Annotated in this window: 15 protein-coding genes; 8 read left to right on the top strand and 7 right to left on the bottom strand. The window is 64.3% G+C overall.

Annotated features, from left to right (window positions below):
- Nucleotides 1-38: 38 nt before the first annotated feature.
- Nucleotides 39-1382 carry a lytic murein transglycosylase gene (locus PVW49_RS18885; protein WP_274591285.1) on the bottom strand — a complete coding sequence of 448 codons (1344 nt, stop codon included), beginning with the start codon at nucleotides 1380-1382 and terminating at the stop codon, nucleotides 39-41.
- A 28-nt stretch (nucleotides 1383-1410) separates the two neighbouring features.
- Nucleotides 1411-2232: an ABC transporter permease gene (locus PVW49_RS18880; protein ID WP_048533193.1), complete on the bottom strand. Its 822-nt coding sequence runs from the start codon at nucleotides 2230-2232 to the stop codon at nucleotides 1411-1413.
- A 281-nt stretch (nucleotides 2233-2513) separates the two neighbouring features.
- Between PVW49_RS18880 and cysQ the strand changes: the two genes are divergently transcribed.
- From cysQ to PVW49_RS18840, 8 genes are all read left to right on the top strand, one after another.
- Nucleotides 2514-3311 carry a 3'(2'),5'-bisphosphate nucleotidase CysQ gene (gene cysQ, locus PVW49_RS18875; RefSeq protein ID WP_048534004.1) on the top strand — a complete coding sequence of 266 codons (798 nt, stop codon included), beginning with the start codon at nucleotides 2514-2516 and terminating at the stop codon, nucleotides 3309-3311.
- A gap of 6 nt (nucleotides 3312-3317) precedes the next feature.
- Nucleotides 3318-4553, top strand: coding sequence for a glycosyltransferase family 2 protein (locus PVW49_RS18870; protein WP_048533194.1), 1236 nt, complete (start codon nucleotides 3318-3320; stop codon nucleotides 4551-4553).
- 75 nt (nucleotides 4554-4628) lie between these two features.
- Nucleotides 4629-5522, top strand: coding sequence for a UTP--glucose-1-phosphate uridylyltransferase GalU (gene galU / locus PVW49_RS18865; RefSeq protein ID WP_048533195.1), 894 nt, complete (start codon nucleotides 4629-4631; stop codon nucleotides 5520-5522).
- A 3-nt stretch (nucleotides 5523-5525) separates the two neighbouring features.
- Nucleotides 5526-6515, top strand: coding sequence for a UDP-glucose 4-epimerase GalE (gene galE, locus PVW49_RS18860; RefSeq protein WP_274591284.1), 990 nt, complete (start codon nucleotides 5526-5528; stop codon nucleotides 6513-6515).
- Between the two features lie 55 nt (nucleotides 6516-6570).
- Complete coding sequence (locus tag PVW49_RS18855; RefSeq protein WP_274591283.1) at nucleotides 6571-7692, top strand: glycosyltransferase family 4 protein; 1122 nt, start codon at nucleotides 6571-6573, stop codon at nucleotides 7690-7692.
- Nucleotides 7693-7795: 103 nt separating this feature from the next.
- Entirely contained in the window at nucleotides 7796-8746 is a 951-nt protein-coding gene (locus PVW49_RS18850) for a glycosyltransferase family 2 protein (protein WP_170850526.1), read from the top strand.
- Complete coding sequence (locus tag PVW49_RS18845) at nucleotides 8743-10443, top strand: DUF5927 domain-containing protein (RefSeq protein WP_274591282.1); 1701 nt, start codon at nucleotides 8743-8745, stop codon at nucleotides 10441-10443. Before PVW49_RS18850 ends, PVW49_RS18845 begins: the two co-directional genes overlap by 4 nt.
- A 6-nt stretch (nucleotides 10444-10449) precedes the next feature.
- Entirely contained in the window at nucleotides 10450-11859 is a 1410-nt protein-coding gene (locus PVW49_RS18840; protein ID WP_074835929.1) for a nodulation protein NodH, read from the top strand.
- 80 nt (nucleotides 11860-11939) lie between these two features.
- On the opposite strand, the gene PVW49_RS18835 is transcribed toward PVW49_RS18840, so the two are convergent.
- The 5 genes from PVW49_RS18835 to PVW49_RS18815 form a co-directional block, all read right to left on the bottom strand.
- Nucleotides 11940-12404 carry a PTS sugar transporter subunit IIA gene (locus PVW49_RS18835; RefSeq protein WP_048533201.1) on the bottom strand — a complete coding sequence of 155 codons (465 nt, stop codon included), beginning with the start codon at nucleotides 12402-12404 and terminating at the stop codon, nucleotides 11940-11942.
- Nucleotides 12405-12443: 39 nt separating this feature from the next.
- The gene (hpf, locus tag PVW49_RS18830; RefSeq protein ID WP_048533202.1) at nucleotides 12444-13016 is read right to left on the bottom strand and encodes a ribosome hibernation-promoting factor, HPF/YfiA family; all 573 of its coding nucleotides are present in this window, start codon (nucleotides 13014-13016) and stop codon (nucleotides 12444-12446) included.
- Between the two features lie 281 nt (nucleotides 13017-13297).
- Nucleotides 13298-14056, bottom strand: a complete 759-nt coding sequence (gene lptB / locus PVW49_RS18825) for an LPS export ABC transporter ATP-binding protein (RefSeq protein WP_048533203.1) — start codon at nucleotides 14054-14056, stop codon at nucleotides 13298-13300.
- Nucleotide 14057: 1 nt separating this feature from the next.
- On the bottom strand, nucleotides 14058-14552 hold the full coding sequence (locus PVW49_RS18820) for an LptA/OstA family protein (protein WP_074835930.1): 495 nt from the start codon (nucleotides 14550-14552) through the stop codon (nucleotides 14058-14060).
- On the bottom strand, nucleotides 14549-15172 hold the full coding sequence (locus tag PVW49_RS18815) for a hypothetical protein (RefSeq protein WP_139211257.1): 624 nt from the start codon (nucleotides 15170-15172) through the stop codon (nucleotides 14549-14551). The genes PVW49_RS18820 and PVW49_RS18815 overlap by 4 nt, the downstream gene beginning before the upstream one ends.
- Between the last annotated feature and the right edge of the window lie 50 nt (nucleotides 15173-15222).

Here is a 15222-nt window from a genome sequence, read left to right as displayed (position 1 = left end):
CGCCCGGTCCGCGCCTGCCCCGCCCGGCCTTCGGGCGATCAGCGCAGCCGTTTCAGGACCTGCCAGGAGGCGCTTCCGTCCGGCACCACGCCAATGCTGCGCTGATACCGCATCAGCGCGGCGCGGGTGTCCGGGCCGATATTGCCGTCAATGCCGCCGGTATCAAAACCCTTGGCCGTCAGCCGGCGCTGCAACTCGTGCCGCTCGGCCCGGACCAGCGCGCGGTCATCCTCGGGCCAGCCGCCCTGCACCGCGTCGCCGCCGGTGATCCGGTCGGACAGATGGCCGACGCCCAGCGCATAGAGATCCGAGTTGTTGTAGCGCTTGATCACGTCAAAGTTCTTGAACACCAGAAAGGCCGAGCCACGCGCCCCGGCCGGCAGCAGCACATAGGCCGACCCGTGATCCGGCACCGGGCGGCCATCCATGCCCAGCACCCCGGCGCGGGCCCAGTCCGAGGGCATGCGTTTGACCTTGGACGAGAGCTGGCCATAGTCGAAGTCGCGCGGCAGCGTCACCTCGACCCCCCAGGGCATGCCCTTGATCCAGCCGAACCGTTCCAGATAGGCAGCGGTGGAGGCCAGCGCATCGCTCGGGTCCGCGCTCCAGATATCGCGCCGCCCGTCGCCGGTGAAATCCACCGCATAGGCCTGATAGGAGGTGGGAATGAACTGGGTGTGGCCCATGGCACCGGCCCAGCTTCCGGTCATCTTCTCGGGCGTGGTGTCGCCCCGCGCCAGGATGCGCAGCGCTTCGGTCAGCTGCTGCTCGAAAAATTGGCCGCGGCGGCCGTCAAAGGCCAGGGTGGCCAGCGACCGGATCACCGAAAGATCGCCGCGCCGCGTGCCATAGGCGCTTTCCAGCCCCCAGATCGCGGTGACGATATCGCGGTCGACCCCGTAGCGCGCCTCGATCCGAGCCAGAGTACGCCCCTCTGCCGCCAGCGCCGCGCGGCCATCGGCGATGCGCTTGTCCGATGCCGCGATGGCCAGATATTGCTCGACGGTCTTGGTGAACTCGGTCTGGCTGCGGTCGCGCGCGATGATCTGCGGGTCATAGGTCACGCCGCGAAAGGCCCGGTCGAAGACCTGCGCCGGGATGCCCGCGGCCAGGGCGCGGCGGCGGTAGCCGGCGATCCAGCCCTGAAGCCGCGCATCTTCGGCCGTCGCCGCCGGCGCGGCCGCGGTGGCGCGCGCGGCCCACCCGGCGGGGCGGGCCTGCGGGCGCAGGCTCACGGGGGTGACGAGCAGCTCTCGCAGGTGCACGCCGTGCACCTGAACCGCAGGCCGCGCCTTGGGGCGCAGCGAGCCGGCATCGGCGGCGGCCTGGGTGCCGGCCGACATCAGCAGAAGCGACAGGGCGGCAAAAGTTTTCAATGACATGGCGGACCCTCCCGACAGGTGGTGTGGTTCAACTCCGCGCCGACCAGCTGGCCGAGGCATGGCGGCGGGTATAGAATTCGCCCATCAGCCCGATGGTGATCAGACCGACCCCCAGCCAGAGCGGATATTCGAGGTTGGAATTGCGCGGATAGTAATTGACGAAGGCATAGCCACGGGCCTGGTCGATGGCGTGGAACAGCGGGTTCCAGTCGAACATCGCCAGCATATAGCCCGGCAGCGTGTTGGCGACGAACATCTTGCCCGAGGCGATCATGTTGGCGCGCTGATAGATCGACGACAGGATGGTGATCGCCGAAGGGAACCACGGCTTGAGCGCGAGAAAGACCATGCCCACCGCCGCCCCGGTGAACCAGGCCAGCAGAATCATCCCCATGCAGCCGATCGGATCGTTGATCTCGACATCGGCAAACCCGACGTCATAGACAAAAAGCACGATCAGCACCGAAAGCACCTGGATATAGAGCGACGAAAGCATGCCCGACAGGATCGAGATGATCGTGTTCATCGGCGCATGTTGCATCATCGGCGCGGTCGGCCCCTCGGCGCCGGCGACGGCGCTCATCGTCTTGATGTGGGTCATGTAGAGGAAGATGCCCGACATGATGTAGATCAGGAAATCGCCGCGCAGCTTGAGCCCGCGCAATCCGAGCACGGTGAACATGGCATAGAAGACCATCACCATGATGATGGTCTGAAGCACGTTCATGAAGATCGACATGAAGGCATTGCCGTGCGTCTTGCGCACGTTGCGCACCGCCCCGTGATAGACCAGCTCGATCGTGGTGACGACGGAATCGAGCGTCGTCCTTGGGCGCCGTTGTACGAACATGAAGCTCTGCTCCGCCAGAATAGGGCACTATTGGCACGGAATTCTTGCTGTTCCGATGTCCTCCAGCATAACCGCGATCCGGCGTCTCGACAACAAAACCCTTTGCCGCGCCGGCGCTGCATCCGCCTCGGTGCCGGCCGGCCGCGGCCGGACCATACCGGTGCGAAAACGCCCGGTTTTTCCGCGCCTGGCCGCCCGCCAAGGTGATGGACATGACCCGACGACAGGTCTAGGCAATGAACAAAGACCGGCACGGCCCGGACGGCGATCAGGAGCTCATTGTGAATTACGACCAGTTGACCAAGGTGATGCGGACACTCGCGCTCGAAGCGGGCGATGTGATCATGGAGATCTACAATTCCGACGATTTCGACGTGCAGACGAAATCCGACGCCAGCCCGGTCACCGCCGCCGACGCGGCCGCCGATGCGCTGATCTCGGCCGGGCTGCGAGAGGCGTTTCCCGATGTGCCCCTGGTCACCGAGGAACAGGCCGAGAGCCATGATACCCAGGCCGATACCTTCCTGATCGTCGATCCGCTTGACGGCACCAAGGAGTTCATCAAGCGGCGTGGCGATTTCACCGTCAATATCGCCTATGTCGAAAGCGGCGTGCCGGTGCGCGGCGTGGTCTATGCCCCCGCGCGCAAGCGTCTGTTCTATACCTCCGCCATGGGCAATGCGGTGGAAGAGACCGGCCCATTCGACAAGGAGACCGCCGGCGAAACCACCCCGATCAAGGTGCGCGAGGCGGAGAATTCCGCGCTGCTCGTCGTCGCCTCGAAGTCGCACCGCGACGAGGCGACCGACGATTACATCGGAAAATACAAGGTGGCCGACATGAAGAGCGCGGGTTCCTCGCTCAAGTTCTGCCTTGTGGCCACCGGCGAGGCCGATCTCTATCCCCGGCTGGGCCGGACCATGGAATGGGACACCGCGGCGGGTCATGCGGTGCTCAACGGCGCCGGCGGCAAGGTGGTGCGTTTCGACGATCATACGCCGCTCGCCTATGGCAAGGAGGGCTATGCCAACCCGTTCTTCATCGCCTTTGCGCCGGATGTCGAGCTGAAGGACGCCTGAGGCGTCATGCGCCCGGTCAGCGTCATAATCGTTTCGCATGGCCGGGAAGCCGCGCTGAAACGCTGCCTCAAGGCGCTCCGCCAGCTGCTGTACCCGACGTTCGAAGTGGTCGTCGTCGCCGACCGCCCGACGCTGGCGGCCTTGCAGGGGCTGCCGCAGGCGATGGGTATCAAGACCGCGCCTTGCGACGCGCAGAACATCAGCCTCGCGCGCAACATCGGCCTCGGACTGGCGGCGGGCGAGGTGGTGGCCTTCATCGATGACGATGCGGTGCCCGAGCCCACGTGGCTGACCCATCTCGCGGCGGTTTTCGATGACGCCGAGGTGGCGGCGGCGGGCGGCTATGTGCGCGGCCGCAACGGCATTTCCTGGCAGTGGCGCGGCGCCTGGGTGGATGGCTGCGGGGTCCGTCACGCCCTTCCGCTGGAAGGCGAGCGGCCGACGGTGCTGCATCCCGGCCCCGGCCGCGCGGTCAAGACCGAAGGCACCAACATGGCGTTTCGCCGCGAGGTGATCGCCGGGATCGGCGGATTTGACCCGGCCTTCCGATTCTTTCTCGACGAGACGGATGTGAACCTGCGGCTGGCCCGGGCCGGTCTTGCCACCGCGCTGGTGCCGCTGGCGCAGGTGCACCACGGCTTTGCCGCGAGCGCCCGCCGCCGCGCCGACCGGGTGCCGCGCGACCTGTTCGAAATCGGCGCCAGCCATGCCGCCTTTCTCCTGCGCCACTGCCCGGACGCAAAGCGCGGGGGCGCGCAGGCCCGCTTTGCCGGCGAACAGCGTCGTCGCCTGTTGCGGCACATGGTGGCCGGGCGGCTCGAGCCGCGCGATGTGCGCCACCTGCTGGCGCGGCTGGAGGCGGGTTTTGCCGTGGGCGCGGCGCGGGCGCCCGGCGCCCTGCCCGCCCTGCCACATGCCTCGGAGCCGTTCGCCCCGCTGCCCCCGCGCCCGGCGCTGCGCCCGAAGCTGACCTGCGGCCGCTGGTGGCACCGCGCGCGGCTGCGCCGCCAGGCGGCCCATGACGCCGCCGCTGGCCATGTCTCGACGGCGCTGATTTTCTCGCTGACAACCGCCTATTGCCACGTCCGTTTTACACCTGCGGGATATTGGGAACACAGCGGCGGGCAATTCGGCAAATCCGAGCGCGATGAGCCACTGTTCACCCTTCGCCGGTTGCGCCGGAAATGCGATGCTGAAATAGCACGCATCCGCCGCGAAAGAGGGCTGACCGGCGAGTCCTAGGTCGCAAAGTTCGTTTATATTTGCGTACCACTGGTGTAGAAATTTTGGAAACCCGTGAAATTTTGAGGGCTATTTATGCGTACAAAGGTTACAAAAGCGATTTTTCCGGTTGCCGGGCTTGGCACCCGCTTCCTGCCGGCGACCAAATCGGTGCCGAAAGAGATCATGACGCTCGTCGACCGGCCGCTGATTCAATACGCCATCGATGAGGCCCGCGCCGCCGGCATCAAGGAATTCATCTTTGTCACTTCGCGCGGCAAGGGTGCGCTCGAGGATTATTTCGATCTCGCGCCCCAGCTTGAAAACGAGCTGCGCAAGAGCGGAAAGACCGAGCTGCTCGAAATCCTGAAATCGACCAATATGGAAAGTGGCGCCATCGCCTATATCCGCCAGCACAAGGCGCTGGGCCTCGGTCATGCGGTCTGGTGTGCGCGGCGGCTGATCGGCAACGAGCCCTTTGCCGTCATGTTGCCCGATGACGTGATTGCGGCGGAAAAACCCTGCCTGCAACAGATGGTCGAAGCCTACCAGGAGCATGGCGGCTCGATGGTGGCGGCGATGGAAGTGCCGCAGGACAAGACCTCGGCATACGGCGTGCTCGACGTCAAGGACGAGATCGGTGACCTTGTGGGCGTCAAAGGCATGGTGGAAAAGCCGAAAGCCGGCGACGCGCCGTCGAACCTGGCGGTGATCGGCCGCTACATCCTGACGCCGGATGTGCTCAAGAACCTCAACAAGATGAAGCAGGGCGCCGGCGGCGAGATCCAGCTCACCGATGCCATCGCACAGGAAATCACCGAAGGCCGCGATGTCTTTGGTATGCGTTTCAAGGGCCAGCGCTTCGACTGTGGCTCCAAGGCCGGCTTCCTTCAGGCGACGGTGGCCTTCGGCCTGGCGCGCGAAGAGCTTCGCGACGATTTGCGCACCTACCTGCAAGAGCTGATGGCCGTGGATCAGGCGGCGCAATAACCGATGACCAAGGGCACTATTCTCGTCACAGGCGGTGCCGGCTACATCGGCTCGCACGCCTGCAAGGCGCTGCGCGACGCGGGCTATACGCCGGTCACTTTCGACAATCTGTCCACCGGCTGGCAGGACGCAGTGAAATTTGGCCCGTTGGCGGAAGGCGATCTGCTCGATCGGGCACGGCTCGACGAGGTGTTTGCCGAATACAAACCGCAGGCGGTCATGCATTTCGCCGCGCTCAGCCTGGTTGGCGAGGCGATGTCGAATCCCGGGCTCTACTGGCGCAACAATGTCGCCGGCTCGCTCAACCTGATCGAGGCGGCGGTCGATGCCGGCTGTCTCGATTTCGTCTTTTCCTCGACCTGCGCCACCTATGGCGACCAGGACAACGTGGTGCTGGATGAGAGCTCGCCTCAGATGCCGCTCAATTCCTACGGCAAGTCGAAACGCGCCATCGAGGACATGCTGACGGATTTCGGCGCCTCGCACGGGCTGCGCCATGTGGTCTTTCGCTATTTCAATGTCGCCGGCGCCGATCCCGACGCGGAGGTCGGCGAATATCACCGTCCCGAGACCCATCTGATCCCGCTGATGCTCGACGCGATCGACGGCAAGCGCGCCGCGCTCACCGTCTTTGGCACCGATTACGACACGCCCGATGGCACCTGCATCCGCGATTACGTGCATGTCTGTGATTTGGTGGGTGCCCATGTGCTGGGGCTGAAATGGCTCGAAGAGGACAAGGAGAGCCGGATTTTCAACCTCGGCACCGGCAGCGGATTTTCAGTATTCGAGGTGATCGCCCATTCCAAAGCCGTCACCAACCGCGAGGTGCCGCATGAAATCGGGCCGCGTCGCGGCGGCGATGCGACGAAACTTGTTTCCGGATCGACCCGCGCCGTGCAAGAACTGGGCTGGACCCCGATGCGATCCAACCTGGAGGCGATGATCCGCGATGCCTGGCGCTGGCACCAGAGCGGCCGTTACGAAAAATAGCCCGCCTGCCCGCTGTCTCGACATCACGCGGCTGATCCGGCGGGCCGGACGGGTGATGACCGGTGTGGACCGGGTCGAATTTGCCTATCTGCGCGCGCTGCTGGCTGATCCGGTGCCGCTTTTTGCTCTTGCCCGAACCCGGCTGGGCTATGTGCTGCTGTCACAACAGGGCGCGGCCGAGATCCTGCGCCGCGCCACCAGCGACGACTGGGGCCGGCTTGACGCGCTGGGGCGGGTGAGCAAGGGCCCCAAGATGCGCCGCCGTGCCGAGGCCGACCTACGCCGCGCAGCCCTGGCGCGCGCCTTGCCCTGGCGGCTGGGGGCAATACTGCGCCGACATCTTCCGCCCGGTACGCTCTATTGCAACACCGGCCATTCCAACCTGACCGAACGGGTGGTGACCGCCTGGCGCGGCCTGCCGGATGCACGGATCGCGGTGCTGGTGCACGACACCATCCCGCTTGATTTTCCACAATACCAGCGCCCGGAAACCCTTCGAAAGTTCAAGCGCTTCCTCGGCCGCACCGCGCAGGCGGCCGACATCATCATCTGCAATTCCAGGGCCACGCTGGCCGATTGCCAGCGTCACATGCAGGTTTTTGGCCGCATCCCCGAGGGGATCGTGGCGCCTCTGGGGATCGAGACCGTCCCGCCCGGCCCCGCCCCCCCCGGTCTGCCACCGGGGCCGTATTTTGTCTGCGTCGGCACCATCGAGCCGCGCAAGAACCATGCGCTGCTGCTCGACATCTGGGATCGCTTCGCCGCCGAGGGCCGGGATGCGCCGCACCTGCTGCTCTGCGGCGCGCGGGGCTGGAACAACGCGGCGGTCTTTGCCAGGCTCGACGCCGGCAACCCGCTGGTGCAGGAACGCCCCGGGCTAAGCGATGAGGAGATCGCGGCGCTGCTGGTGCACTCGCGCGGGCTGCTGTTTCCCAGCCTGGCCGAAGGCTACGGGCTGCCACCGATCGAGGCCGCCGCCCTGGGTGTGCCCGCCGTGGTGGCCGACCTGGCGGTCTATCGCGAGACGCTGGACGACATACCCATTTACCTGCCGCCGCAAGACATCTATTCTTGGCGCCAGAAAATCGAACAACTTCAAGAGCAGAGACCCCCGACAGCCCCCTATGTACCGCCAAGCTGGGACAGGCATTTCAACATTGTCTTAAGACAGCGCTGATACCGATCAAGGGTCGTTTCGGAAGGTTAACAGAGGATCAGGATTGGGCGCCTGGCAGTCATACAGCCTCAGGCTTCAGCGCAAGCGCTGGCGCATCCGCGCCATGCGCAAATCGCGCGAGCTTCGCGCCGCCGCCGACCGGACCGATCAGATCCGCCCCGGTGACCTGCTGCTGTTCTCGACCCTGCGCAACGAACATGTGCGCCTGCCCTATTTCCTGCGCTACTACCGCGATCTCGGCATCAACCATTTCCTGATGGTCGACAACGACAGCACCGATGGCTCCGATGCCTTTCTTGCCGATCAGCCCGATGTTTCGCTCTGGCGCACCGGGGGCAGCTACAAGCGCTCGCGCTTTGGCGTCGACTGGCTGAACTGGCTGGCGCGCAAACATGCCCATGGCCATTGGGCGCTGACCGTCGACCCCGATGAATTCTTCCTGTTTCCCTTCTGTGACACCCGACCGCTCAGGGCGCTGACCGACTGGCTCGATGCCTCGTCGATCCGGTCGTTCTCGGCGATGCTGCTGGACATGTACCCCAAGGGGCCGATCAATGCGCAGCCCTATCTGCCCGGGGACAATCCGCTTGATATCGCCTGCTGGTTCGACAGCGGCAACTACGCGATCCGCCGCAATCACCGCTTCGGCAACCTCTGGATCCAGGGCGGGCCGCGGCGCCGGGTGTTCTTTTCCGACCTGCCCGAGAAGGCGCCTGCGCTGAACAAGATACCGCTGGTCAAATGGGACCGGCGCTACACCTATGTCAGCTCGACCCATATGCTGCTGCCGCGCGGGCTCAACCTCGTCTATGACGAATGGGGCGGCGAAAAGGCCAGCGGCATCCTGCTGCACACCAAGTTCCTCGACACCTTCACCGCCAAGGCGGCCGAAGAGCTGGAGCGCAGGCAGCATTATTCGGGGTCGGTGGAATACAAGGCCTATGCCCGGACGCTCGAGGAAAACCCCGATCTCTGGTGCAAGTGGTCCGAGAAATACATCAACTGGCGCCAGCTCGAAATCCTCGGATTGATGTCCAAGGGAAACTGGGCATGAGCCTCGGCGTCGTCATGCTTGTCCATACCGCCTTCAAGCGGGCGGAACAGGTAGCGCGGCATTGGGCCAACGCGGGGTGCCCGGTTGTCATCCACGTCGATCGCAATGTCGCCGCCAAATCCTACAAGGCCTTTGTCGCGGCGCTCGCGGATGTCGATCACATCCGCTTTTCCCGCCGCTACCGCTGCGAATGGGGCACCTGGGGCATCGTCGCTGCCAGCCAGACCGCCTCAGAAAAGATGCTGCGCGACTTTCCCGATGTACAGCATGTCTACCTCGCCTCGGGCTCCTGCCTGCCGCTGCGGCCGATCGAAGAGCTGATCGATTATCTGGCGGCGCGGCCGCGCACCGATTTCATCGAAAGCGCCACTACGATGGATGTGCCCTGGACGGTCGGCGGCCTCGACCAGGAGCGTTTTACCCTGCATTTCCCGTTTTCCTGGCGACGGCACCGCTTTCTGTTCGACAGGTTCGTCCAGATTCAACGCCTGATCGGGACAAAGCGGATGATCCCCAGCGGCCTGCGGCCGCATATGGGCAGCCAGTGGTGGTGCCTGACGCGACAGACGCTGACCGCCATCTTGCAAGACCCCGATCGCGCGACCTATGACGATTTCTTCCGCCGGGTCTGGATCCCCGACGAAAGCTATTACCAGACACTGGCACGGCTCTATTCCCGCGAGTTGGAGAGCCGGTCGCTGACCCTGTCGAAGTTCGATTTCCAGGGCAAGCCGCACATCTTCTACGACGACCATCTGCAACTCTTGCGCCGCTCCGATTGTTTTGTCGCGCGCAAGATCTGGCCGCATGCGGAGCTGCTCTATCGCGCCTTCCTGACCGACCGCGCCGGCGCCATGAGCCGGACCGAACCCAACCCCGGCAAGATCGACCGCATCTTTGCCAAGGCGGTCGACAGGCGGACGCGCGGGCGGCCGGGGCTCTACATGCATTCGCGTTTTCCCAACGAAAACTGGGAAAACGGAGTCACCGCCGGGCCCTACTCGGTGTTTCAGGGCTTTGCCGAGCTGTTCGACGATTTCGAGCCCTGGCTGGCGCGGGCCACCGGCTCGCGGGTGCATGGCCACCTCTTTGCGCCGGAAAAGGCCGAGTTTGCCGAAGGGGAAGAGGTGATCCATGGCGGGTTGTCGGCCAGCGCCGAAATCCGCGATGCCAACCCCTGGGCCTTTTTGACCAACCTGATCTGGAACACCCGCGGCGAACGGCAATGCTTTCAATTCGGGCCGCATGACACTCAGGACGACGTGATCTGGAACATCGCCAAAGATCCGAATGCGCAGATTTCCGTCGTCTCCGGCGCCTGGGCGGTGCCGCTGTTCAACTCCAACCTCGATTTCGCCACCATCCGCCGTGCCGCCGCCAAGCTGCAAAAGATCGAGGCGGATTCGCTCGATGCCTATCGCTCGCCCTATGCCAAGGCACATATCCGCATCTGGACCATGGCCGAATTCATCGAGGCGCCGATGGAGCCACTGCAAAGCATCATCGACGAAATCGGCGCGCGCAATCCCCGCCGGCTGGCAGAGGTGCCCAAGATGCGGGATCTGACCGGCTTTGGCCAGTTCCTGCAAAACCTCAAGAACCAGGGGATGCACCCCTATCTGATGGGTGATTTTCCGGTCGAAGGCCGGCAGCTGGGCCAGCGCCCGCGCACCCGCAAACCCTATCTGGTGAGATAACAGCGCATGGCCCAGAACTTTGACGCCTTCGTGGTCTTTGCCGAGATGCGCACCGGCTCCAACCTACTTGAAGCCAATTTGAATCTGTTTGACGGCATTTCCTGCCTCGGCGAGGCCTTCAACCCGCATTTCATCGGCTATCCCAACAAGACCGAGCTGCTCGACATCAGCCGCGAAGCGCGCGACAGCGATCCGGCGGCGCTGCTCGACCGGGTGCGCGGCGCGGAGGGGCTGGCCGGCTTCCGCTATTTCCACGACCATGACCCGCGCATTCTTGCGCCGCTGCTCGACGATCCACGCATCGCCAAGATCGTGCTGACGCGCAATCCGATCGACAGCTACGTCAGCTGGAAGATCGCGCAGAAAACCGACCAGTGGAAGCTGACCAATGTCAGCCGCCGCAAGGACGCCAAGGCCACCTTTGACAAGGCCGATTTCGAGGCCCATCTCGAGGCCTTGCAGAGCTTTCAGATCCGGCTGCTGAACGGGTTGCAGACACGCGGACAGACCGCCTTCTATGTGGCTTACGAGGATGTGCAGGATCTGGGCGTGATGAACGGGCTGGCGCGCTGGCTGGGCTGCGACACCCCGCTCGAGAGCTTCGACCACAACCTCAAACGCCAGAACCCGGCGCCGATTTCCGACAAGGTCGAGAACTTTGCCGAAATGGAGCAGGCGCTGGCGCGGCTGGACCGCTTCGATCTTTCGCGGACCCCGAATTTCGAGCCGCGCCGGGGGGCTGCGGTGCCGGGATATGTGGCGGCCGGGACGGCACCGCTGCTCTACATGCCGATCAAGGGCGGGCCCGAGGAAGCGGTCTGCGACTGGCTGGCGGGGCTCGGCGGCGATCTCAGGCGCGATTTCAACCAGAAGAGTCTGCGGCAATGGCTGCGCCGCAATTCCGGCCACCGCCGTTTTACCGTGCTGCGCCATCCGCTGGCGCGGGCGCACCACGTCTTTTGCCAGCGCATCCTTTCCAAGGGGCCGCAGAGCTTTGGCCGCATCCGCCGGGTGCTGACCAACCGCCACGATCTGCCGATCCCCGAGGATTGGCCCGATCCCGCCTATGACGCCGCCACCCACCGCGCCGCCTTTGGCGGTTTTCTCGAGTTCATCCGCGCCAACCTGGCCGGGCAGACCAACCTGCGGATCGATCCGCATTGGGCCAGCCAGAGCGGCATTCTGCAAGGCATGGGCGATCTGTGCCTGCCCGACATGGTGCTGCGCGAAGGCGAGATCGCCGAGGGGCTTGCGCGGCTGGCCGCGCAAGTCGGTCTCGAGGCGCCTGCGCCCCGGGCGGCCGCACCGGACGGACCGATCGCGCTTGACGAGATCTATGACGCGGATCTCGAGGCGCTGGCGCGGGCAGCTTATCCGCGCGACTATCTGATGCTGGGTTTCGGGAACTGGCGGTAGACGGCGGGCGCGGCGCCCGGCGTGCCGGATGCTCTTGTCGCGGCCCTGGAAATGCCCCGGCCGCAGGGCGAGGCGGCCGCTCAGGCGGCCTTCATCGCCTCTTCCTCGGTGAGGATGGTATAAAGCGTCACCACGCTCTGATTGGCGCGCAGCTTGGTGCAGACCGCCGGATCGCGCAGCAGCCGCGAGACCCGTGCCAGCGCCTTGAGATGCTCGACGCCGGCATCCTCGGGGGCAAACAGGCCAAAGACGATATCCACCGGCTGACGGTCGACCGAGGAGAAATCGATCGGCTTTTCCAGCAGCAGGAAGACCCCCACGCAGGTATCGAGCCCGGCAATCCGCGCATGCGGCAGAGCCACCCCGTGGCCGACACCCGTCGGCCCCAGGGATTCCCGTTCGAGCAGCGACTCGAAAGCGGTGCCGGAGTTGATACCATAAGCGGCATGGGCCAGGTCGGCGACATCATGCATCAAACGCTTCTTGCTCGTGCATCCGGTATTGACCCGGATTGCCTCGGGTTTCAGCAAATCTGAAAGTTCCATAATCTCGCCTGTAATCCCATTCCTGACCAGACCGCAGGCTCAAGCCTGTTCTTGCGGTTCAATCCAGCCGATATTGCCATCATCTCGCCGATACACGACGTTCAGACCCTTCTTCTCGCTCCGAAACACCAGAACAGGTGCGCCTGCAAGTTCCATCTGCATCACGGCTTCGCCAACCGTAAGTGCGGGAATGTCCGCTTTCATTTCGGCGACGATCATCGGCTGGAGGCTGTCCGGCTCCGAATCTTCGTCCACCCCGTCGCTGGCGAGGATATACGATGACGCGCCGAATGTTTCAACGGGCTCGGACCGGTCCTTGTGGTGGTCCTTCAGACGGCGCTTGTAGCGGCGCAGCTGCTTCTCCATCTTGTCGCAGCAGCTTTCAAAAGCGGCATAGATTTCAGTGGCATGCGCCTTGGCCTGGGCGGTGAGGCCGGTGGAAAGATGCACCGTGGCCTCGCAGACGTATTCATGCGCGGCCTTGGAAAACACGACGTTCGCATCGGTCGGCCGTTCGGCATATTTCTGCACGACACCGCCCAACCCATCCTGCACATGGGTTTGCAGCGCGGCGCCGATATCGATCTGTTTGCCGGTGATTTGATAGCGCATCTTGCGTCCTTCTTATTGTTCCGGTGACGCGTCACGCCACGGCTGCCGGGGGCAGCCGAACGCTTCCACTCACCATCTCGGGGGTCTGACGAGCCGAGGTGCTTGTACAGGTAGACCCATCCCGAAAACAGGAACGCGACTCTTTTCCAAGGCAAGCCACTCAAGCGTCATGACCCCATTTGAGGACAGAGCACAGCCGTCTGTCAATGACTTGTCACGACAATAGCGCCGGAATCGGTAAACAGGAGGTTAACCGCCACCCGGCCGCGCGGGGGCGCCGTTCAGGAGATCCGGAACTGATCGCCAAGGTAGACGCGGCGGACGTTTTCGTTCTCGACCACCTCCTCGGGGGTGCCCGACATCAGCACCGTTCCGTCATGCAGGATATAGGCGCGGTCGACGATCTCCAGCGTTTCGCGCACGTTGTGATCGGTAATCAGCACGCCGATGCCGCGGTTCGACAGGTCCGAAACCAGCCCGCGGATATCCCCGACCGAAATCGGATCGACCCCGGCAAAGGGTTCGTCGAGCAGGAGATATTTCGGCTCGGCCGCCAGACAGCGGGCAATCTCGACCCGCCGCCGTTCGCCGCCCGACAGCGCCAGCGCCGGGGCGCGGCGCAGGTGTTCGATGTGAAACTCCGACAGCAGCTCCTCGAGCCTTTCGCGCCGCCGCCGGCCATCGCGCACCGCGATGTCGAGAATCGCGCGGATGTTGTCCTCGACGCTCATGCCGCGAAAGATCGACATTTCCTGCGGAAGATAGCCGATACCCAGCTTGGCCCGACGGTACATCGGCATGGTGGTCACCATCTGGCCGTCGATCGTGACCGTGCCGCCTTCGGGAAACACCAGCCCCGCCACCGAATAGAAGGTCGTCGTCTTGCCGGAGCCGTTCGGCCCGAGCAGCGCCACCACTTCGCCGCGGTGCAGCTCCATGCTGACATCGCGGATCACCACCTTCTTGCGGTAGCTCTTGCGCAGGTGGTCGATGCGCAGCCCGGCAGAGCCTTGGGTCAAGGACAATTCTGGCGGCGTCATCTTATTCGCTGTCGTCCGACGTCTGGAGCACGGTCTTGACCCGGCCGGTCATCTGCGCCGTGCCTTCGTTGAGATCGGCGACCATCTTGTCGGCGGTCAGGGCAGACCCGCCCTGGGTCAGCAGCACGTTGCCGGTCATCACGATGATGCCTGCCTCGACGTCGTAGTCGGCGCTGTCGCCCTCGGCCGCCTCTGCGCCGGACACCAGCGTCACGCCGCCCCGCGCCTCGAGCCGGGCAATCTCGGACCGATCCTTGGCATAGACGACCAAGACCCGGGGCGCCGATAGCCGCATCTCGCCCTGGCCGACGATGACATCGCCGGTGAACAGCGCGGTGCCGTCGTTCTGATTGACGCTCAGGTTCTCGGCGGTCACCTCGACCGGCGCATCCGGGTCGGGCTGAAGCGTACCAAAGCCCACCTGAGCCCCCTGCGCCAGAACGGAAACCGGCAGCAGCGAGAGCAGAACAACCGCAATCAAACGAATGGGAGTCATGGGGTGTTACCTTCCTCGGGGGCCTGACTTGCGGGCTGATATACCAGCTTCACACCATTTGTGAAAAACAATTGCACCTCGCCCTCGCCGCCGGTCTCGCGAATGCGCAGGGCGCCGGCGCTCAGATCGCCGATCGGGCTGGTCCCGGTCAGCCCCTGCGGCGCATCGGCGGTGATCGAGCGCAGCGCCGATTGCAATTCGGCGGTCCGCATCACGTAGCCGGTCGAGCTGTCGATCACCACGTCGCCGCGCAGCGCCATGAAATCGGCCGGCTCATTCACCGCGGCACTGTCAGCGACGATATTGATCCGCGACCCATCGGTCAGCCGGAACGCGGCGCTCAGCCGATCGGCGAGCACCCCGGCAGGGTCATCGGGCATCGGCTTGGCGCTTTCGGCGGTGATCGATACGGCATGTCCTTCGCGGGTGCTGCCGGTGTAATAGGGGGCTGTCACGGTGTCGCGTTCGGGGATTTCCGAGGCATCGTCAAAAAACGTCAGATCGGGTTCGTCATTGGCGCTGCGCGACAACAGGAAGACCGTGGACAACAGGCCAAGCGCGGTCAGCGGCAAGAGCACCTTGAGGCCCGCCACCACTCTGGAATGGAATGTCTCAGTCACGGCCATGGTTCGGCCTTTCGTTCACACCTGACGTCTATCTAGGCGCGATG

It is taken from the genome of Marinovum sp. PR37 (genome assembly GCF_028807375.1).
GTDB lineage: Bacteria > Pseudomonadota > Alphaproteobacteria > Rhodobacterales > Rhodobacteraceae > Marinovum > Marinovum algicola.
The sequence above is the reverse complement of the archived record's forward strand: the minus strand, read 5'-3'. Positions and strand labels throughout refer to the sequence as shown.